At 40.1% G+C, this 20,682-nt stretch carries 22 protein-coding genes and 1 pseudogene; 12 read left to right on the top strand and 11 right to left on the bottom strand.

Annotated elements, in window-relative coordinates:
* Nucleotides 1-2: 2 nt before the first annotated feature.
* Entirely contained in the window at nt 3-275 is a 273-nt protein-coding gene (locus tag ACTWPF_RS04005; RefSeq protein WP_443148367.1) for a hypothetical protein, read from the top strand.
* Nucleotides 276-283: 8 nt separating this feature from the next.
* Here the strand turns inward: ACTWPF_RS04005 and ACTWPF_RS04000 are convergent, their stop codons facing one another.
* Nucleotides 284-1,234 carry an NERD domain-containing protein gene (locus ACTWPF_RS04000; RefSeq protein WP_443148366.1) on the bottom strand — a complete coding sequence of 317 codons (951 nt, stop codon included), beginning with the start codon at nt 1,232-1,234 and terminating at the stop codon, nt 284-286.
* Between the two features lie 266 nt (nt 1,235-1,500).
* On the opposite strand from ACTWPF_RS04000, the gene ACTWPF_RS03995 reads away from it, so the two are divergent.
* Nucleotides 1,501-2,436 (top strand): type II toxin-antitoxin system SpoIISA family toxin, encoded by a 936-nt coding sequence (locus ACTWPF_RS03995; protein WP_443148365.1) that lies wholly within the window; start codon nt 1,501-1,503, stop codon nt 2,434-2,436.
* A gap of 114 nt (nt 2,437-2,550) precedes the next feature.
* On the opposite strand, the gene ACTWPF_RS03990 is transcribed toward ACTWPF_RS03995, so the two are convergent.
* On the bottom strand, nt 2,551-3,132 hold the full coding sequence (locus ACTWPF_RS03990; RefSeq protein ID WP_443148849.1) for a class D sortase: 582 nt from the start codon (nt 3,130-3,132) through the stop codon (nt 2,551-2,553).
* A gap of 13 nt (nt 3,133-3,145) precedes the next feature.
* On the bottom strand, nt 3,146-4,525 hold the full coding sequence (locus ACTWPF_RS03985) for a processed acidic surface protein (RefSeq protein WP_443148364.1): 1,380 nt from the start codon (nt 4,523-4,525) through the stop codon (nt 3,146-3,148).
* Between the two features lie 143 nt (nt 4,526-4,668).
* Here ACTWPF_RS03985 and ACTWPF_RS03980 point away from each other — a divergent pair, with 143 nt between their 5' ends.
* A complete protein-coding gene (locus ACTWPF_RS03980) occupies nt 4,669-5,142 on the top strand; it encodes a hypothetical protein (protein WP_443148363.1) in 474 nt (157 codons plus the stop codon).
* Nucleotides 5,143-5,148: 6 nt separating this feature from the next.
* Nucleotides 5,149-6,393 carry an AGE family epimerase/isomerase gene (locus ACTWPF_RS03975; protein ID WP_443148362.1) on the top strand — a complete coding sequence of 415 codons (1,245 nt, stop codon included), beginning with the start codon at nt 5,149-5,151 and terminating at the stop codon, nt 6,391-6,393.
* 269 nt (nt 6,394-6,662) lie between these two features.
* On the opposite strand, the gene ACTWPF_RS03970 is transcribed toward ACTWPF_RS03975, so the two are convergent.
* From ACTWPF_RS03970 to ACTWPF_RS03945, 6 genes are all read right to left on the bottom strand, one after another.
* The gene (locus tag ACTWPF_RS03970; RefSeq protein ID WP_379553672.1) at nt 6,663-7,415 is read right to left on the bottom strand and encodes a carbohydrate ABC transporter permease; all 753 of its coding nucleotides are present in this window, start codon (nt 7,413-7,415) and stop codon (nt 6,663-6,665) included.
* Nucleotides 7,416-7,483: 68 nt separating this feature from the next.
* A complete protein-coding gene (locus tag ACTWPF_RS03965) occupies nt 7,484-8,422 on the bottom strand; it encodes a carbohydrate ABC transporter permease (protein WP_036576003.1) in 939 nt (312 codons plus the stop codon).
* 183 nt (nt 8,423-8,605) lie between these two features.
* Nucleotides 8,606-9,898, bottom strand: a complete 1,293-nt coding sequence (locus ACTWPF_RS03960) for an ABC transporter substrate-binding protein (protein ID WP_443148361.1) — start codon at nt 9,896-9,898, stop codon at nt 8,606-8,608.
* Between the two features lie 104 nt (nt 9,899-10,002).
* Nucleotides 10,003-11,412, bottom strand: coding sequence for a response regulator transcription factor (locus tag ACTWPF_RS03955; protein ID WP_443148360.1), 1,410 nt, complete (start codon nt 11,410-11,412; stop codon nt 10,003-10,005).
* Nucleotides 11,393-12,838, bottom strand: a complete 1,446-nt coding sequence (locus ACTWPF_RS03950; RefSeq protein WP_443148359.1) for a histidine kinase — start codon at nt 12,836-12,838, stop codon at nt 11,393-11,395. Before ACTWPF_RS03950 ends, ACTWPF_RS03955 begins: the two co-directional genes overlap by 20 nt.
* Nucleotides 12,835-13,815 carry a sugar-binding protein gene (locus tag ACTWPF_RS03945; RefSeq protein ID WP_443148358.1) on the bottom strand — a complete coding sequence of 327 codons (981 nt, stop codon included), beginning with the start codon at nt 13,813-13,815 and terminating at the stop codon, nt 12,835-12,837. The genes ACTWPF_RS03950 and ACTWPF_RS03945 overlap by 4 nt, the downstream gene beginning before the upstream one ends.
* A 268-nt stretch (nt 13,816-14,083) precedes the next feature.
* Here ACTWPF_RS03945 and ACTWPF_RS03940 point away from each other — a divergent pair, with 268 nt between their 5' ends.
* The 7 genes and pseudogenes from ACTWPF_RS03940 (at nt 14,084) to ACTWPF_RS03910 (ending at nt 18,044) form a co-directional block, all read left to right on the top strand.
* Nucleotides 14,084-14,299, top strand: a complete 216-nt coding sequence (locus tag ACTWPF_RS03940) for a DUF4037 domain-containing protein (protein WP_238018177.1) — start codon at nt 14,084-14,086, stop codon at nt 14,297-14,299.
* Nucleotides 14,300-14,635: 336 nt separating this feature from the next.
* A complete protein-coding gene (locus ACTWPF_RS03935; RefSeq protein ID WP_443148357.1) occupies nt 14,636-14,836 on the top strand; it encodes a hypothetical protein in 201 nt (66 codons plus the stop codon).
* A 251-nt stretch (nt 14,837-15,087) separates the two neighbouring features.
* Nucleotides 15,088-15,597: a GNAT family N-acetyltransferase gene (locus tag ACTWPF_RS03930; RefSeq protein ID WP_106897844.1), complete on the top strand. Its 510-nt coding sequence runs from the start codon at nt 15,088-15,090 to the stop codon at nt 15,595-15,597.
* 165 nt (nt 15,598-15,762) lie between these two features.
* A complete protein-coding gene (locus ACTWPF_RS03925; protein WP_443148356.1) occupies nt 15,763-16,242 on the top strand; it encodes a DUF4306 domain-containing protein in 480 nt (159 codons plus the stop codon).
* 278 nt (nt 16,243-16,520) lie between these two features.
* Nucleotides 16,521-16,853, top strand: a pseudogene (locus ACTWPF_RS03920) (NIPSNAP family protein); the annotation flags it as partial.
* 366 nt (nt 16,854-17,219) lie between these two features.
* Nucleotides 17,220-17,450: a hypothetical protein gene (locus ACTWPF_RS03915; protein ID WP_443148355.1), complete on the top strand. Its 231-nt coding sequence runs from the start codon at nt 17,220-17,222 to the stop codon at nt 17,448-17,450.
* A gap of 39 nt (nt 17,451-17,489) precedes the next feature.
* Nucleotides 17,490-18,044 (top strand): hypothetical protein, encoded by a 555-nt coding sequence (locus ACTWPF_RS03910; RefSeq protein ID WP_443148354.1) that lies wholly within the window; start codon nt 17,490-17,492, stop codon nt 18,042-18,044.
* Nucleotides 18,045-18,136: 92 nt separating this feature from the next.
* Here the strand turns inward: ACTWPF_RS03910 and ACTWPF_RS03905 are convergent, their stop codons facing one another.
* Complete coding sequence (locus ACTWPF_RS03905; protein WP_443148353.1) at nt 18,137-19,405, bottom strand: S41 family peptidase; 1,269 nt, start codon at nt 19,403-19,405, stop codon at nt 18,137-18,139.
* 237 nt (nt 19,406-19,642) lie between these two features.
* Here ACTWPF_RS03905 and ACTWPF_RS03900 point away from each other — a divergent pair, with 237 nt between their 5' ends.
* Complete coding sequence (locus ACTWPF_RS03900) at nt 19,643-19,948, top strand: GRAM domain-containing protein (protein ID WP_443148352.1); 306 nt, start codon at nt 19,643-19,645, stop codon at nt 19,946-19,948.
* 295 nt (nt 19,949-20,243) lie between these two features.
* Here the strand turns inward: ACTWPF_RS03900 and ACTWPF_RS03895 are convergent, their stop codons facing one another.
* Nucleotides 20,244-20,657 (bottom strand): MarR family winged helix-turn-helix transcriptional regulator, encoded by a 414-nt coding sequence (locus ACTWPF_RS03895; protein WP_443148351.1) that lies wholly within the window; start codon nt 20,655-20,657, stop codon nt 20,244-20,246.
* Between the last annotated feature and the right edge of the window lie 25 nt (nt 20,658-20,682).

Genomic DNA, 20,682 nt, shown 5'->3' with positions numbered 1-20,682 from the left:
TAATGGGAACTCCAGCGTGGCTGGAGTTCTTTTTTGGGTTGGTGGGGCTAGTTTCACTTTGGGGTGCTGTCGTTTCACTTTGCGATGCCGTGGTTTCACTTTGCGTGCTGTCGTTTCACTTTGGGGTGCCGTGGTTCCACTTTGCGATGCTGTGGTTTCACTTCGGGGTGCTGTCGTTTCACTTTTTGGGGCTGCGGTTTCACTTCGGGGTGCTGTCGTTTCACTTTTTGGGGCTGCGGTTTCACTTTGTGATGCTGTCGTTTCACTTTTTATAGATAATAACCTACTTTCGATTAGGTAGAGTCCAACTCCTCTTGGATTTGATATAGACTAGATTCATTGACCTAAATATTCTATTAGCAGTGGTTCTTGATTCAAGGCCTAGGAATCTTTTACACTCTTTTATATTTATTTTTAAATTTATCAGTAAGAAGTACTCAAGCAATGCTCTCTTATGCGCACCTTTACTTTTTCTATTACACTTAGGGCACAGCCACGTTCCATAGATTCGTTTCATACCGAGATATTTACATACTGGACAGTGAATACCTGGGAGTATGTCTTGAGATTGTATTCCGTATCTTAACATGGGAAGGTGGTACTCTTGTTTACATGCTCTCAACATTTTAGCACCCAGCTTTTGATGCTGGATTGGTTGTTGGTTGCTGCCTCGGGCCTCGTGTTGCTTGATTTTATTTGGTATATGAGCAGCGTGGGCCACGACTTTGGCTATCTCTTCTTTATTTCCCTCTACCTTAATGATGGTACTGGGGTCACTAATGGCGATAAAGTAATAGATTGGAATGGGAGGTAGGTTCATTTCCTGCAACCATGCTTGCAGTCGTTGCTTCTGTAGTTCGGCCTGCAGGATGGGGTGTCGGAACCCTCTCTCCTGTGTGCTCTCATCACGGGTGAATTGCTGCAACTCCGTGTCGAATGTGATAGATCCTGTGAAATTTTTAACTTCCACAATATACGCGGCATGCTGCGAGATAAGCAGATTATCAAGCTGCATATTCTTTCCCTCAACGGATAGGTTGAGATCTTGTAAGATTGTCATTTCGTTTGCTAGATCCTCTAAATAATAATCCACCTGTCGCTCACCAATATAGCCTTTCTTGCGTCGTACATAGTCGCTTTCTACCTCTCTGAATTTTGGGTGGTCAGGTCTCATCCTTGATAGCAGAGCCTCAAATTGATCCAGCTCATTTTTGTTTCTTTTTTTAATAATCATTTCGTTCTCCTTTTTACCTGCTATCTTACCCTCTATTCGAAGGCGTGAGAAATATATAAAATCGTATATTCACAAAGAAAATCACCCTCAAACTAGTCTTTTCTTTTAAAACGAAATTAAATTTCTCTGCGATTTAGGGGTAGGATAATTAATTTTTACTCCCTTTTATCGAGAAGCAATTCTGTTATAATAAAGAAAAGTTATAAGCAATTTGATCGTGGAAAAGCTTCTATTGTATCTATAGATATAAATGAGGAGGAGATAGGTTGGAGACTTTCGCACTCATTGGAATGTGGTTGGTGTTCGCCTTACTATTAATTTATACGGTAATTGCTTGGTTAAACAGAGGTTTGGAAAACTATACATCTGCAATAAGAAAGACATGGTATGTGATTTTTATTTTTGGTAGCTTGGTGTTTATAAGCGACAACCCAAGTCTGCTATTTTCAAATTGGAATAACTACCTAATAGTGCTTTTTATATTTGTTATCGTTGATTCTTTAGTATTTTTAAACCTTTATGTAAGTACGCTAGGTGGCCACCAATTAGAGAGTGTAAAAGTCCAGGTTGGAGTTACGCAGGAAGAATTGGAAGAAAACAATAGAAAAACAGGGCATATACCCGATATTTTGACCTCTTTTGATTTTCCGTTAAATACTTTAGATACAGATGAGTATATATTTCAGTTAGGAGAAATCTTGAACAAATATGCTCAAAGAGAGAATTTAGTCATTGACCTTCTGCCTTATGAAACGGAAGAAGAAAAGGAAAGTATTTTCGAAGGGTTAGGAAGGAACAAGAAAAGGGCTGAAAGGTTTCTAAGTCAACAACATAGTATTCTCTTAGAGAAAGACAATTTAGGTTTATACCCATATCATATATTGAAGAGATTCTATGTGGTACAAGTTCAAACTGTCAACGAAGGAAATAAAATCTCGAAAATAGATGGATTGGTTATTAATACGCTAATAATCACTTTTAGTTTAGCAGTTAGTGAATATCTTAACGATAGTGTAGAAGTAATGTCTGAGAATGTATCAGGATTTACTGGTAATAAGAAAGTCATTGACAAGCCGACTAAACGTGCAACCGTTACGATTCCGCAGATTACGGAAAGTAGCCACTCTACAAGGATGAGAGAAAAGAACAGAAGAATTGTATCCACTTTAAAAAAAGAACATCAAGAAAAGTTCAGGCTTTAATTTTGGAGTGCTTATGCGCTCTATTTTCGTATATTAACCTAATTTGCATCCTTGGCAGGACAGGAGACACTGAAAATAAACTCCAATTAAAAAACCCGGATTTCTCCAGGCTCTTTACTTCACCAAATATGCTTCTAAAATATAACGCTGTGGTGCACTACCAATAAAATCGAACGGATAGCATGTGCTGACAGTTAGGGTGGCCCGTGGTTTGGGCACAATGACGGTGCGATCATCTGCATCGACAATCCGCACTTTGCGCACCTTGTACGTGAACTCCCCTGCATCAGTTGTGACGATTAATTCGTCGCCAACACCTACTTCTCCTAGCTTACGAAATACGGTATCCCGGTGGCCGGAAAGGATGGAGTTGTCTTTCTCACCTGGAAGTACACTATCTGCGAAATGACCAACGCCTTTGGCTAATTCATCTTCATCTGTTCCATGGAAGATGGGCAAAACCGCCTTTAGCTTCGGAATGGCAAGCTCCCCTATCTCGTCACCGATTTCTGGGCGCACTGGATAAAGCACTTCTGATGCTGCTATCTTTTTTTCCTCGACAGCCTTGTTGCTTTCTGCAGAGACTTCAACCTGCTTGCTTTCCCCACCAAGATTATATCCTTTTAAAAAGGTCCATCCATTGGTTGCGGTTAACCAGAGACCACCCGCTACAAGCAGGATGGCACTGGTTAGCATGAGCCGTTGTTTTTTACTTTTCAAGGCTTGTTTCCCTTGTTTTACGGAATAAGAATATTCCTCCAGCGATGATGAACAATCCAGCAAGCGCCCCCATGCCATAGTTGGAAGCTGTTTTTGGCAGCTCTCCGCCTTTTACAGTAGCTGGAGCTGTTGTGTCAGATGAAACGGTCTTCTTGACTGGTGCTGGTGTTGGTTTTTCGGTTCCGTTTGAAAGTGCTTGTCCTGTGTCATGTAGGCTTTCCGAGTCAACCATCTCTCCTGTTATAATCAAGTCTGCCAGGAATTCGCCCTGTAAGTTATATAGTGAGATTTTCAAGTCTGCGTTCACAAGCTCTGTCATATTGAACAAGGCAGTTAAGGATAATGGTTTTTCTGTGCCATCTTGAATTAGGCTGAACTCTACTTTCAACTGGAAAATCGTGATGAATTCTTTGTAAATGGACAGTAATTCAGCTGCCTCTTTTGGTGTTAATTCTGTTGCTGTGTCGAAGTCTTCGAATGCCATCATGCGATCAGCCAAATTAAAAATGCGCTCTAGCGTTTCGTCATCCATGGTTTCAAAAATAGAAAGGAAATGGGCTTCCAATCGGTCAATTTCTTCCATGGTCAACCCATACTCTTCCATCAATACGCTTAATTCATCGATAAGGTACATGTCCTCAAAGAAACCATTTATATCCTGGTCAAGATCATCGATAAAAATATAGTCATTAATATCAAGTCCGTTCTCCTTCATAAGCGAAAGTAATTCATCTTTGTTTACATCATATACGTCAGTAAAATAATCAAGATTGCTTAAATCTTTCTTAATAATTTCACCTAAAAAGTCAAAAAGGCGATCTATTGTTTTAAAGTTGTCCAATGATTCTTCATATCTAGCTAGTGATGCTACTACATCCTCGCGAGTGACCGTAAATCCTCTTACTTTGCTAACTTCTTTTAAACGGATCTCTAAATTTTTATCAAAATCTGGATCACGTACAATCCTTGCTTCTAGATAAAAATCAACCGCTTGATAAAGATCGTCGACGAACACATAGTCATCCAATGTTTCGCCGTTTTCAGCTAATAATGCTCCCAGTTCCTCTTTGCTTATTTCGTAGTCTTCATAAAGATAACGTAAGTTCCGGCCATCTTTTTGAATAACTTCCCCTAAGAAAGCTTCTAAGTCCTCCACTGTTTCAAAGTTGTCTAATGTATCTTCATATAATGAGAGGGAATACTCGATATCTGCCTCTGTTACTGTAAGGCCTCGCTCTTTGCTGACCCTTTCCAAGTATTTGGCAAAATCCTTTTCAAATCCTGTGCTCTCCGCTGCACTTGCAAAGCCCGGCATTACAGTAAAAACGAGTAGTACAAAAGCTAATAAAGCAATTGCCCTTTTTTCCATTTCTTCTCCTCATTTCCTTAAATTGCAAATCTTTATGAAATGATTATAGCCTTGAACGGGTGTTCTGGCAATCTATTTTTTTATAAATTTTTGTAAAGATTCGAATGATGGAAAATGTTAGTATGGAAGTAAGGAGGTTGCCCATGAAACTATTTAACTCAAAAGCTGAACGGATTTATTACATTGTTTATACAATAATTATGTTCCTTCTCTATCTTGGCTATGTGGCTTTAGACAACGCTCGTCTTTCCAAAGGAGCAATCAGAGGAAATGGAACGATTACAGAATCGGAGTGGGAATCCATGTCACAAATGGCTGCTTGGACAGTAAACCTCGAATTTATCTTTCTTGGATTGTTTGTCGTCATGTTAAGTATTATGTATTTTCGTTCCTTTAAAAATAAATTGGTTATCAAGCCGTTTTTGGTTACGCATGCTGCTCTATTTACCGTTTTATTGGTGTTGGGTTTTGCTTTGTTGCCTGTAACAACTCTGCCGATCGGCAATTTACTCCAACCCCTTCTATCTCTTGCAATCATCACGCTCTTTCTCATTTCTCTATTCTTTGTGATTTTTATCTTGAGAACAATGAAAAAGAAAACGGAGCAGTCGTTTTAAAGTTGGATGTCGCCGGGAATAGTCCTATTACATACATTCCATTTAGGAGATGATTTTTTGGGACCGGAAACATACAACAAAGATTGGTTGTACGACCAAATTGACAGCACGTTAGCATTTTATTATCCGACCTGCATAGATGAAGAGAATGGCGGGTATCATCATAGTTTTTATGATAATGGCGAGCTTAGTTCTGACACGACGAAGCACTTAGTTGGGACCTCCCGCTTTATTTATAACTTTAGCATTGGCGCCATTATAGGCCATGGCGAGTTTTGCAAAGAAGCTGCTGAACATGGCCTGCGCTTTTTACAAGAATATCACCAAGATAAGATGAATGGTGGATATTTCTGGACATTGGATGGCCAGGAAGTTACCGAGGATAAAAAGTATGCCTATGGCCATGCTTTTGTATTGCTCGCAGCGTCCAAGGCCTATGAGGCAGGCATCGAGTGGGCGCGTGATGTGGTGGAATCTGTTTACGAGGTGCTAGAGGAGCACTTCTGGGAGGAGCCATATCATTTATATGCAGATGAACTGACTGCTGACTGGTCTGAAAATTCAGAGTATCGCGGCCAAAATGCCAACATGCATATGTGTGAAGCGATGATGGCGGCCTATGAAGCGACCTCTGATAGGAAATACTTGGAGCGTGCATATGAAATTGCCGACGCTGTTACAGGACGCCTTTCCGCACAGACAAAGGGGCTCATTTGGGAGCACTACACGCCAGATTGGCAGCCAGACTGGACGTTTGTCGAAACTGAAGAAAGCAAACAGGAATTCCGCCCACATGGCTTTGTGCCAGGGCATTCCATCGAGTGGAGCAAGCTGTTGCTGATGCTGGACCGACATATTAGTGAACCGTGGATGCTAGACAGAGCTGTCCACCTCTATCAGGAAGGCTATCAAATGGGCGCCGATACGGAATATGGCGGCATCATCTATTCTATCTCGGCCGATAAAATTATGATGGATACCGATAAATATTATTGGGTGCAGGCCGAAACATTCGGCGCCTCCGCCCTCTTAGCAGCGAAGTTGGATAATCCCTCGTACTGGCAACGCTATGAAGCTATGCTGGATTATTGTTCAGAGATTTTCATTGATCAGGAGCATGGCGGTGGCTGGTTTAACATGTTATTCCGCGATAACTTGCGCCAGAGCCCAATAAAAAGTGAAAAAGCAAAAGCCGATTACCATCCAATAGCGAATTATTATGAGACACTACGAGCAATGGGAGCGATTTGATAAGGAGTGGTGCATCACCTTGGGTGGTGCGCTTTTTTTGTGTGTGGGGGTGGTGTCACCTTGGCATGTTCTGGTTTCACAATGCCGCTCTGTGGTTTCACTTTGGGAGGCTTTGGTTTCACTCGGAGGTGATTTGGTTTCACTTTGAGGCGCTTTGGTTTCACTCGGACGTGCTTTGGTCTCACTTTGGCGCCAAACCCAATCCCCACTGAATGCTCAAAACCAAAACAAAAAAACCTTCCTGCCCGAAAACAGAAAGGTTTTTACTATTACCCTTTTACAGAACCTGCAAGCAATCCTCTAACAAAATATTTTCCAAGGAAAATATAAACGAGCAATGTCGGTAATGCTGCGAGTAATGCGCCGGCCATTTGGACGTTCCATTGCACAATTTGGCTACCTGATAGGTTTTGCAGGGCTACCATGATCGGCTGTTGGTCGGATGTCGTGATGGTGACGGCGAATAGGAATTCATTCCAGATGTTTGTAAACTGCCAGATTGCTACGACGACAAAGCCAGTAATCGATAACGGGACAATGATATGGCGGAAGATTCCCAGAAAGCTTGCGCCATCTATTTTGGCTGCTTCAATCATAGTATCCGGGATATTTGCGTAAAAGTTACGGAACATCAACGTTGTGATAGGCAGACCATAGACAACATGTACCAATATCAGTCCGGGGATCGTGTTATATAAATCTACCGTTCTCAGAAACTGAATTAATGGAATGAGAATACTTTGATAGGGGATAAACATCCCGAATAAGATAAAGGTAAAAATGGTGTTGGCACCCCGAAATCTCCACTTAGATAGGACATAGCCATTCATCGCTCCGAGGAGTGCTGAGATTAGGGTCGCGGGAATGACCAGATAGATACTGTTCATAAAGTTAGGTGCTAATTGTTGAAATGCCTCCGCGTACGAACTGAAATCGATTGCGGTCGGTAGCGCCCACATGCTTTCTAACGATACTTCACTTAGTGGCTTCAGGCTCGTGACAATAATGACGTAAATCGGCATTAAAAATATGATAGCCAGCACGGAAAGGATGAGATATTTAAATAGTTTTCCAATGTTAAATGTAGCCATTATTGTTCCCCCTTTCGATTGCTCCATAGATACGGAACAATGAATACTGCCACCAATAGAAGCATGATAATCGCAATTGCTGCTCCGTTGGCGTAATAGTTTCCACGGAAGGTTGTTTCAAACATGTAGACACCCGGAACATCTGTTACGAAGTTAGCTCCAGAGCCGGTCATGGCGTAAATCAGATCAAATATTTTCAAGGAGATATGTGCCATGATGATAACCACACTCACAGTGATTGGCATCAGCATCGGCAGCACCACTTTACGGTATACTTGAAATTCGCTTGCGCCGTCCATGCGCGCCGCTTCTCGCAGTTCATCGGGAATCCCCCGTAAGCCGGCAAGGTACATCGCCAAGGAGAAACCAGTCATTTGCCACACCGCTGCAATGACCACAGCGATGATGGCTACAGGTAATCCAAATTCAATGCTGCCCCACTCGAACCCTGCAAGGATGTTTGTGTCGGTATACCATTTAGGCTGGATTCCAAATACACTTAAAAATTGGTTGAAACCTGTTGATGGGTTAAGCAGCCATTGCCACACAACCCCTGTTACGACAAAGGATAAGGCCATTGGGAAGAGAAAAATGTTTCGGAAGATCGATTCTCCTTTGAGTTTTTGGTCGATAAGGACCGCAATCCCCATACCAAGTACAATTACGAGGCCAATAAATAAAATGGTGAAAAATAAGGTGTTCCGCAGATCTGCCTGAAAACGGAAATCCTGGAACAAATAGATGTAGTTTTTTAATCCTGCGAATGAAAAATCCGGAACGAGTGAATTATAATTGCTTAATGATACATATCCCGTCCAACCGATAAAACCATAAACGAATACGAGAATTAATAGAAATGACGGGATTAGAAATGCAATGGCTGTCCAATGATCCTTGGATAAGCGTTTCTTCGTTCGCACTTGCAGTTCCTTCGCCATAGAAATCCCTCCTTGCGTTTAAACAGCAAGAGGCCGCCTGCTTTCCTGAGGCAGCCTCTGCATTATAGTTTGGTGTTGATTCTTTTATTGGAGCACTGTCACCAATTTAGCGGAAGCCGTGCATCGCTATGCCAGATGCTCGCTCGACTTCACGCTGAGCTTGCGCCACTGCGCTAAATTAGTCTACATCTCACCTGCTGCATTGGTTAAAGCTTGAATGAGGTTGTCGACATCACGTTGGGTTACGAAAATGTTGACTGCTTGGTTTGCTTTTGTCAGGAATCCTTCTGATGCTGCGGATCCGTGAGCTAAGCTTGGTACAAGTCTGGAATTTTTGAAGTCTTCCATGGCGTCTGTGCCGTATTCATCATACTTGGATGGGTCTGCATCAACGCGCGCTGGAATAGATCCTTTTAATGGGTTGAATTCATCCTGCCCCTCTACTGAGCCAAGCACGGTTAAAAATTCTTTTACTTCGTCTGTGTTTTCTACACCTTTTGGCAAGCCAAATGTATCGGTGATGATGGTAAAGCTATCATCTGTAGCCGGGAATGGGAAATACCCGAAGTCTTCATTTGTTTTAAGATCTAAATCATTAGCAAAGTAACCTTTTGCCCAGTCACCCATGTTAATCATAGCCGCTTCGCCATTGGCTACAAGTTGAGCGGAATCCTGCCAGTTACGGGATGCATGATCTTCGTTTACGTAGTCAAGCATTTTGCCGAAGATCTCAGCTGCTTCTACGACACGCTCGTCATCAAAGCCAATTTCTCCTGCGAATAGTTTTTTATAATCATCTGGTCCAAGAACACCTAATAAAATGTTTTCAAAGACTTGTGTTGCTGTCCAAGATTCTTTATCCCCTAAAGCAACTGGTACGACGCCAGCTTCTTGCAGGGCATCTGCTGCTTCGAAGAACTCATCAAAGTTTGTTGGAACCTCGATTCCATGCTCTTCGAATACGGCCATATTATAGAAAAATACGTTACCGCGATGGATGTTTACCGGTACGGAATAAATATTGTCATCTTGGCTTACAAGGTCAATCAGTTCTTCTGGAAATTTATCCATCCATTCGTTTTCTTCATACAAATCATTTAATGGCTCCATCTTATCGGCAGCCACCCAACTTTTGTTCAATTCTTCTCCGCCATGTACTTGGAATGTAGATGGTGGATCATTCCCTTGCATCCGTGTGGCTAGAACGGCTTTCGCGTTCGTACCTGCTCCGCCAGCAACTGCTGCATTTTCTACTTCAATATCTGGATGTTTTTCTTCAAATAAATCAATTAATGCTAATAAACCATCTTCTTCTCCTGCCCCTGTCCACCAGCTAAAGATTTCGACTTTACCAGCATTCTCGCCGCCATCTCCTGATGAATCGCCTTCTGCTTCGCCTGATGTATCTGAATCTGAATTACAGGCAGCTAGTAAAAGTACAAGTGCTACAAAAAGTAAGTAAAATAATTTCTTCACATATAGTCCCCCTTTGTTTTTGTTACCGTTTTCAATGTTTAGTATATAGTAGGTTACTGGGTGAATGACCAATCAATTTCTATACTATTTTACGGTTTTCTTCATTATTTACAGATTTGGCGTTGGTACTGGGTAGGAGAAAGGTCGCAGTGTTTCTTAAACACCCTACTGAAATAATTTGGGTCTTTATAACCAATCATGAAACTAATCTCCTTGAGCGTGTACGCATTATCCTTCAGCAATTCTTTCGCCTTTTCCAGTCTTACATGGGTCACATAATCGATAAAGGTCTCGCCTACCTCTTGCTTAAATAAATTGGAGAGGTAATTCGGGCTTAATTGCACAACACCTGCTACTTCCTCTAATGTGAGCGGATCCCGAAAATGTTCCTGCACATATGCCTTTACCCGCATGATGGTTTGCCTTGAGCTAAGGTACTCCCCCATTTGTACACAGCAAAGATGGATGAATCGCTGCCAGGCTTCTTCTGTTTTTAATGTGGTGAACGAACCTTGTGGAAGTGGGGTATCGTATTTGGTTAGCAGTTGTTTTACCTGTATGTACAAATCCTCCCTTTCCCCATCGGATAGGACCTTATTGTTCTTTTTAAAAAGTAATACCGCCTCTGTCGCGTTTCCTGCTTCAATATGTGACGTAATTTGTTCCACTAATCGTTGATTGGGGATGGCTTTTTGCTCGGCTTGATAAAATCCGTAATGCCTGCCATCTGTCCCTTCTAACTGCATACACGCCGCATAGGCCTCCTGATAAGCGTCTGGCATTTTTTGTAGTGATGTGCATGGCTCACTTATCCCGATAAACAGGCCGGGCATCGTCTCCTGTAGCTGTTTGGCCGCACGTAAAAGCACTGATTTTTCCAAAAGTTTATCTGATATGGCACCCATAATCCAGGCATGCTGCTGTTCTAACAGAATGATTTCACAAGCTAGCAAGTCGGAAAGCTCTTGCTCCACCTCTGTTATGGAGGATGTCGCTTTTATCACAAAGAAGGCTGCACTTTTCATGGATGGAAAGCATTGTTTTTGTAGCCGTACGGCATCCTGGGCAATTGGCTGCTGCATCATTTTCATCAGCAACTGTTCTTTCAAAAGCGCATCTTCCCTGGCATGATGCTCCCTTTCTGCCTTAATCTCTTTTGCCACGCGGAGGAGCGTTTTGACAATTTCCTCCTTGCGGCCAGGTTTTAGAATATAATCCTTAATGCCAAATCGCATCGCCTCTTTGGCATAGGCAAACGAGTCATAGGCGGAAACAAGGATAAAACGAATCGCAGGGTTATGTGCTTGAATTTTTTCGATGGCTTCCAGTCCATTAAGGCCGGGCATCTGGATATCAACGAACATAATATCCGGCTGTTTTTCCAAAGCCATTTCCAACGCCATTCGGCCATTTGCCGCCTCCCCCACTACTTCCATGTTCTGAAAATTTTCCTGTAAAAATTTCACCATCGCTTTGCGCTCAATCAATTCATCTTCAGCTAAGAGGATGCGCATTTGCCTCGCCCTCCTTCTTTGGTAATGTTAAGCGGATTGTTGTGCCTTCTCCTGGGGTGGAGAGGATCTCGACAACATCTTCTTTCTGATAGTACAGCTGTAATCTGCGTATCACGTTCGCTAAGCCAATGCCTGTTGAATGGCCAACATGTTCTTTTTCTGCTTCCATTTCCTCTGTTAGGTCGCGGATTTGCTTCTCGCTCATCCCAACGCCATCGTCTGTAACTTCAACGATTACCTCGGGGCCGGCCTGATAGATGGTTAAGGATATCGTGCCACCCTCTTCCATTGACTCAATCCCATGGATAAAGGCATTTTCTACTAGCGGCTGTAACGTCAAGCTCGGTATCCGAATGTCTAAGCAGGATTCATCAATCGCCGTTTTAAAAGAAATCCGCTCTGAGAAGCGAACCTTTTGTATATGAAAATAATCGCGCACCACCGCTACCTCGTCTTGTAGTGCTACCTGTTTATCAAGCTGACCCAAGCTATGACGAAGCAGTGTTGCGATCGAATCAATCAATTTCGATGTTGATTTGGCATCCTCTAAATAAGCGAGCTTTGATACGGTGTTTAATGTATTAAATAAGAAATGTGGATTGATCTGGCTTTGCAGATGCTTTAATTCCATATCTTTTACAAGCCGATCAAGCTCAGACTGGTCCTTTATTTCTTCGACTAGTCCATGGATGTTGGAGCGCATGTTATTAAATGCGTCCCCTAACACTTTTAATTCATCATTGGACTCCACATGCACCGGTTCTCCTGTCAGCTTCCCTTTCGCCACATCCCTTGCAGCATGGGAAAGATGGGCAATTGGCCTTGTAATCCCTTTGGAAAACCACAGCGCAAAGAAGATCGCCAGAAGGATGGTTGTACTAAATAGCAAGAGAATAAACAGGAAAAAGTCCTCATTACGCTGTTGCATGTCAGTATAGAAGGATTGATAATCGGTGAGCTCCACATCTAAAATTTCCAGTGCAGCGGCCTGAATATACTCTGAGGCAACCCTCGCTTCCTCTAAGTGTAACGTGTATTGTTCAATATCATCCTTTATGACAAACCCAGCCGTCAATTCACTCTCATATATGAAAGTATCGATTAAATTGAGGTAATTCTTCATTTCGATTTCATCCGGGTTTTCAAATTTATGGCTAAGGCGTTCCTTTTCATTCTCTAATTTCCGCTTTGCCACATAATATGCCATTCCGTCCTTGGATTTCGTGCCGGATACAAGGGCCTTTGTTTCGGTATAAAGCACTTCGGATTGATGGGAGATCGAATTTAATAGTAAAAAGCGTTCAAAGCTATCATGGTAAATAGTCGTGAGCTGGTTTGAACTGACGAAAATAGAGATGGCTGTAATCTGAAATAACAGGACAAACACAAAGAAATAGATTAGTAGCTTTCCCCTGATCGTTTTCATGGTTGCCCCTCCCGAAGTGCAGGAAGATTATCCTTGTCGATGATCCCTGTCTCCGTGTAAATTAAATTTTCCAGTAAGTCCTTTTCCTGCAGCCGAAGCAGCGATATTACGGACTCCTTGCCCATTTCCTCAGGAAACTGGGCAATCGTAGCATGGATCTTCCCCTCTTCAATGGCGTCCAATGTCTCGGGGATGAGGTCAAATGCGGTGATATACACATCCTTTTCCGGGGCGATTTCCTCCAACCCTTCTACCATCCCTATACCATCAAGCGCACTTGTCCCGACCAGTGCGGTAATTTGAGGGTATTCTTTTAAAAGGGAATACGTTGCCTGGGTTGCACCAATTTCCGTGATACCGGATTCTTTCACACCGACAATCTGGATGCGCGGATTTCCTTCGAGTATATGTTTTAAACCAGCAATTCTTTCCTGCTGGTTTATCGCATCAAATCTCCCCGTTACGATCCCGACAAACTGTTCTCCCTCGGTATTTTCCAAGATGCTCTTGCCCGCAAGCTCCCCGGCATGATGATTATCCGTCCCAACATATGCCTTTCGCTCACTACTTTTCACATCGGTATCGACCGTGACTACTGGAATTCTCCGTTCTGTTGCTTTATGTACCAGGTCAACAAACCGCTTGCCTTCAATGCCCTGGACAATAATTCCATCCACCTTTGCGGCTATCATTCTATCAAACAGCTTAAGCAGCTCATCATTATCTGCTCTTTGTGGTGCCACATATTCCAAGTAAACATTCTGCTTCGCCGCTTCCTTCCTGGCCCCCTCCTCGATCAGCCGCCAGTACTCGTTATCTGTCTCCTCCGCTATTAAAGCAAAATGATAGCGATGTTCTTCCGAAGCAGCCAGCTCCTTTTCTATGTAGAAGGTCTTATACCCATAGATCAGCATGCCAACGAAACTAGTGAGAAATAGTAGTATGGCCGCTCCATATAAATATTTCCTTTTAATCATGACCGTCGCCCCTTTGTTTGTAAGCGCTTTATAGTATTGTAGCATGAACAGTTAGGTTGCGTAGATTTTTTTGGGCATAAGAAGGGCGCGGTGGCACGCGACTTTAATTAACTTCTTAAACTATCAAGTATGGACAACCAAACAAGAAGGAAATTGGCTATCCATGTCGAATTAATTATTAATGATTTTCTATAAAACCAATTATAATATTCTTTTAGATTAATTGTGATAAAGCAGTACACCTGACTAGAGAAAGAGGGAAATTAACTTGTTATTAGCAACGATACATAATGGGGTTACGCTTAGTGGTGATTCGATTATTAAAAGGATGAAAGAATCGGTAAATAAATATCCTAACGAATTAAGTGTAGCAATGATTAAAGAAAATATTTACTTAGGAAACAGGTGGAATAATCGTGAAGCGCTACTTAACCGCAAGGACTGGTTAATGCTCTATAAAGTAGGTGATCGATGTTCAAACTAAAATGGTGGGAATATTGTTTGGCTTGAACCGTCAGTACGTTCATCACCCTGCTTTCAAGTGACAAAAATACACACTACAATCAATGGCTATTATTCCAGAAAATTTTGATGATCGTTTAGAATCTATTTTTCTAGAGAATCCATCAACTTCCATAGGAGAATTAGAATTAATCATTCAAGAAGTATATGAACTCATACAACGTGAGCATCCTCAAATAGATTTATCTTCCGTTATTGAGAAATCAATATTTGTAAGATCGAAAAATATAATTAAATAGACTCTTCGTGAAGTATAAAGTGTAAGAGTTAATCAAGGCGAAGAAGATATAAAAAAGGAATGATAAAAATATTAGGAGTGATACAGTTAAGTAAGAAGGCATTTCATATTTATAACTTTTTTATTTTTCCTTTTGGTTTGTCGTTTAACGCATTAACCCTGTTTGAAGCTGGAATGAGTGAAGGTGGCGTACATCCATACATGTGGTTTGGCGTCGGGGCTTCGTTTGTGATTTTATACAGCCCAACAAGGCTTTACTAATTTCTAGGTTCCTCATTATGGTGATATTAATGTTTTTTTGGGAAACAGGCCTTGGTTCAACTATTGGTTTAATGTTAGTTGATTAAATTAGGGTTCATCTATTAAAGGTGAAGAAATGTACTTAAAGTATCGGGGCAGGATTGTTTAATAAGAAAAGGTATTGTTAGGTATTTTGTCTAATTAGTTCGCTAATCGAATACATAGGTTTCTATTAAATTAAGTAAGTTAATATATTTAGTGAGGTGATTCTGTTGGTTAATAATGTGCAGATTGAACAAGTGAAAATAATTGATAAACACGTTGATGAACTTTCCGAACTTCTGGTAAAGGTAGTAGAAGATGACGCATCCATTGGCTTTTTACCACCACTGCAATTTTCGGATGCTAATAGATATTGGTTGAATGTCTTAAATCCCGAAGTGCTTTTATTTGTCGCAAAAATAAACAATCAGATTGTTGGAAGCGTACAATTACAGCTATGTACTAATCAGAATGGTGGTCATAGAGCTGAAATTGCAAAGCTAATGACAGATCCTAATTATCGACGTAATGGCATTGGTCGTTCTCTTATGAACAAAGCTGAAGAACAAGCCAAGCAGGAGGGCAGGTCATTATTAATTCTCGATACAAGAGAAGGAGACCCTTCTAATCTTCTTTATTCATCTATTGGTTATATTCAGGCTGGTAAAATCCCTTATTATGCTAAATCGGCAAATGGACAACTACATTCTACCGTTCTCTATTATAAACGCTTAATATAAGCAGAGCCATTTTCAATTAAGTAGATACCTTTTTCTAATTCAGTAACGGGTGCTTTAACACATCTATAAGGTGGTCTATTTTATTGAAAACAGAATATCTTAATTGTTTAAAACTATCTCCAACAACTTTGTATTTCAGATATACTATCCATTGGAGGGATGAATATGAAATATACTGTACAGTACTTAGTGGCATTGATGATCTTGGTTATTTCCACATTTGCTGCTTGGTATGAGGGCAGTGCTATAAGAGAAAACTCATTTGAATGGAAGTACTCAGCAGTTTTTTCAAAATGGTTTAATGGCGAAGTCAAGAGTGTTGCCGACATCTCACAGCTGGACCATTTTATTTATGCAGCGAAATTCAGCCCTGTCTTTCCTGTGTTAATGGTATGTAGTGTCTCCTATCTTATAATTCTCGGCCTCTACACCTTATTAAGAAAGAACTCAAAGACTATGATTGTCATATCTTTAATGTTAGCAATATTGTATGTATTCTTGGGAGCTCTCATTTCAGAATCACCAACAATAGAAGGTTCTGTTTTCACCATTGTCTTTACAGCTATTGGTACTCTTCACCTTATTCTCTCGCTTCTCTTCTTTATTAAAATTAGGAAAGAGAAAGAAATAGTAGAATCCTATTAGGTTATTAGATCAATATTAAAAGAGTGATGAGGGCATAAGTTCAGACTGATTTTCTTACTTCATACTATTTTATACGCACCAATGAAACATCCTCCCGTCCCCTATTCGCCAAGCTAGGTTAAAACATCATTTCAAATAAGGGTTTAATATACGTCCCTTCCATCCTTTATCTCACTCCTAGGTTATTTCAGATAGCAACTCAAATGAGTTAATTGGAATATAAATTGAGCTACGTTTTTTGACCTCTTAAGATAAGTTTAAAATAGGATGTGATTAAATTGTTTTATAGAAGAAAATATTACATTGTAAAAAACGAATTTATTGATACTTTTAACAAACATTTCAATGAGACCAATTTACCTAATCAAACTAAATATGGTGCGAGATTAGTAGGAAGATGGATGGTTCCTAACGATGAAGCTACGACTGAAATCTTCGCGATCTGGGAGTATGACAGCCATGAAGCGTATGAGATGATTGAAAATCAAGTTAGAGGAGATGAGCAACACGTCAACCGTGTTCAAAAATGGTATGAAGAAAATGGTGGAAGAGAATATGTGCTTAGTGAATATATTTTAAAGGTAAAAAATGAACAGATAAACTCCACGTTATTGAATAAGGATAGGTATTCTTATCAAGATTTGGTTCGGGATATTCATATCGGACACGAGATTGAATTTACGTATAAAGGAAAAAGGTATATAACATTAAATGCAGAAGAAGGCTTTGGTTTATGTGAAAATAATAATGAATTTTCATATTATAAAAGTCCTGAAGAACTTATAAAAAATGGAGAAATCGACGGTAAAAGCCTAAAAGATATATGGAATGATGTTGAGGATATATCAATTTTTTAGCAGCCTCTTTTTTAAAGTAACAGGTATGTAATCCAAGAAAGATTCACCTATTATATATAGAAATTATTGGCCTAACGGAGCAGAATAATTGATTAATTTACAAAATAGGGAGGAATAAAGATGAACTTATTACTCTTGATAACTATTGTTATCATAATAACCGGATTTGTTGCTCTCGCTTCTATGAAAAAAGGAATGGAAAGTAAGGTCGCTTTTATAAAAGCAAATCCGGAAGACGAGGAAAATACAACAAAAGCCAATTCTGTCATTTGGTGGATCGTGAGTACGACAGCTTGGGGATCAGTGAGTATGATTCTTGTTGTTTGGTGGTTTAATTATTACTTTGGATAACGGTTGGCTTCAAATGTACTTTTTAAAGGGGGGAATTCGATGAAATCGCTGTTTAGTTATTTATCTCTAATCTGTATGATGATTCTCATGGTCGGATGTAGTGAGGTATCGGGTTATGATGACACTGATGTGGCAGCAACTGTAAGAGGCAATGAAATAACAGTTGGGGATTTACGGTTTTTATACCCAGATGATACTGCGTTAGATTACCTTGAAGGGGCAATAAGTGTAGAGTTGGTAAAACAAGAAGTAAAGGATATGAGTCTTGATATTTCCGATAATTTAAGTGACAACGACGACTGGTTTATGGAACTGCCTCCTAAAAACACAAAAGATGAAGATGGAAAGCAAATTCGCCAATTTGCCGAATCACAAGCTAAAAAGTTGGATATGGAACCTGAAGAATACCAACGAGAATATGCAAAAAAAATCGATGAACAAAATGCTTATATGGTTACTTATCTCGAAGAAAAGTTAGGGCCGGCAGCGTTTGATGATGAAAAGGCAATGGGCGCACTTAACGAGAAAGCCGACTATTTATTAGTTGAATTGGCAGAAGAGTATGAGGATGAAATTGAAGTGTTGATTGAGTAATTTAGACTGCTAGCCGGGTTTTCGTCCAAGAAGAATTAAATTTTCATTCTCAAAAAGAGCAACGTAGCCCCAACACGCTGCTCCTCTAAACTCTACTTTCCTTGGAGCAGTTTCATCGCTTCCTCCAGATCTATGTCTTTATTAATATGTTCTGGCGTCCAGGGAATATAAACATCAGGCTTAATTCCTTGTTCAGCATCCGGTTTACGCGTATCCAATTGATCTAACCGAGATGTCGCATACATCAATTCGAACTGATCCTCCCACTGCTTTACGGATAGGTTGGAATAATCGTTCACTCCCATTGTTGGTCTGCCAAGAACAGTTACTTTTGGTGACTGCTTACATAAGTATACAAATATATCACCTGCACTTCCGCAGTAATTATCCGCTAAAACAACTACATTCTTAGGGATATCAAGACCCGTTATTTCATATTCTTCGATAGCGTTTTCTTTATTTAAATTAACAAAACCCATTCCTCGATGTTTCTCCCAGGTCTCTTCTTTCCACTGCTTTAGTTCTTCTCGGTATTCAGAGTCCTCCATTTTTTGCAGTTCTTCTTCAATACTATGAATCATTAAATCAGCATTTGTGTTTGTGCAGTTCACTTTCATATTGTAATAGCTTAAGTCGATCTTGTTTACGCCGCTGGGAAAAAGGAACTTTTGTAAATTGTTAAAGGAATGATCGCTGCCACCTAAGTTTAGCCGGACATCAATGATAAGATTCTTCGTATTAGCTAAATCATCTCGATACTTTTCTAGTAGATCATCAATGGGGGCATGATCCCAGAAATCAGACAGCGTCATAAGTAAGGTGTTAGTGTCAATTCGCTCTATGGTATGTTGGGCTTTATATGCCGCTTTCTCATATTCCTTTAACTCTAGAGAACGGATATTTCCTTTTGTATCGATCACTTCAGCAACGTTATATTTTGAAATAACTTTTCTCCAATCTTCTCTCTCTGCTTTCGTCTCCATTAATTCACGCTGATGTTTTTCAACTAATTCTAAAACAGGGATCTCGTCCAATGATAAGATGGCGTCACCTTGTTTAAAGCGATTTTCATTTGTACGTGTCGTGACATACAACTTATCTTCATATCGTCTCAACCGGAACCCGTTATCGTATTCTTTCTGAGAGTCCCTGAGATTAAAAAATAAATGCGGGTCTTTAAAGTCTAGTAGATAGTCTTGCACGATTTCTGAAAATAACGTTGGTGTTAGTTCCCCTTTACTCTCAAATTCTTGTATCTTATCCTCATAATGCTTGGGATGATCCCAACCTTTTTTATCTATATATCCTGCGTAATCATAGTGCATGATGTTGACTATTTCTTGAAAAATTTTGGTGTGCATATTATTTCTCCCTTTTTAATAATATTCTAAATTGAGTTTATATTAAATGGGATGCCGATTCAATGTCCTTCAGATTGATATATACTAAGTCTAGCGACGGAGGTCAGTATAATATTTTACATGGAATTGCTAGAAATGGATTCTGCTTTAGTCATTTTAACTCAACTATTCCTTCTTCAAATAAAGTCCTTGCTGCGTTATATTTGAAATACAAAAATGCGGAGAGGAGATATTTTTATGGAGAATATAGTAAAACAGGGAATGGCAAATCTATTTAAAGGAAAGGAAGGCGTTGGGGGCAAGCTGTACTTAACTGATCAGCAATTAATACATAAGGCACATAAGATAAATATCCAAGGCGGAGAAGTTGAAATCCGCCTAGCTGATATTGACCATGTGGAGTTTTATACGAATAAAATTTTTGGTCTTTCGTTGATAAAAAACGGTTTAATGGTTGTGGTCAATGATGGCAATCAATATAAATTTGTAGTGAATAAAAGAGAAGATTGGAAAAGGGAGATTGAGAGATTACTGGAAAATTAGTTTGCTATAAATAAATGGAAACAAGGGCTGTGTGGACAACCCTTGTTTTTGTTGCTCTTATGGAACGTTAGAGGTTTCTCTTTCGTTTCCTTCCTTTTATTTCACTTAGCCCTGCCCCCGCCTCGCATTCTTTCAGCACTTCCCTCTCTTGGATCGCCCCAGATCATATTTCCACCTCGATACAGAATCCATATTCATCACAGGTTTGTTTAAGAAAGGGAACTACCTTAGTAATAAAAAAGTCATACCAAGGACCCGTATTGGGGGAACTTTGATATGACTTTTACAATTAAAATTAGTCTGTTAATGATTTTAAATTTACTATATCTTTAGTAGAAAGTGATTGTTCTAAAACAACGTTTATTTCCTTTATGATGTCCTCAATATACTGCTCACCACTTGGAGTTAGTACAGCATAGACACTACGTTTATCTTCAGCAAAGCTAGCTCGTTTTACTGCATGAAAATGGTGTTGCTCTAATCTTGATACTAAACGGGAAAGTGCGCTTTGACTTAGACTTATTCTTTTCTGAAGTTCGGATAGAAGTAACTTCTTTTCTTCTGCTTCACTTAAAAGTATCAATAAATAAAATTCATTTAAGCCCAGTTTATATTTTTGTTGGAGTACATGATCAAGCGCGCGTGTAATTCGATTATGGAATTTTGAAAAATTCATCCAAATATGGATTAATTGGTCTGGATTATTCATGGCCATCGCCTTTCAAAATTTACTT

Origin of the sequence: Oceanobacillus sp. M65 (assembly GCF_052246275.1) — a bacterium.
GTDB classification, from domain to species: domain Bacteria; phylum Bacillota; class Bacilli; order Bacillales; family Amphibacillaceae; genus Oceanobacillus_B; species Oceanobacillus_B jordanicus.
Note: the sequence above shows the minus strand (reverse complement) of the source record. Positions and strands in the feature narration are given on the sequence as shown.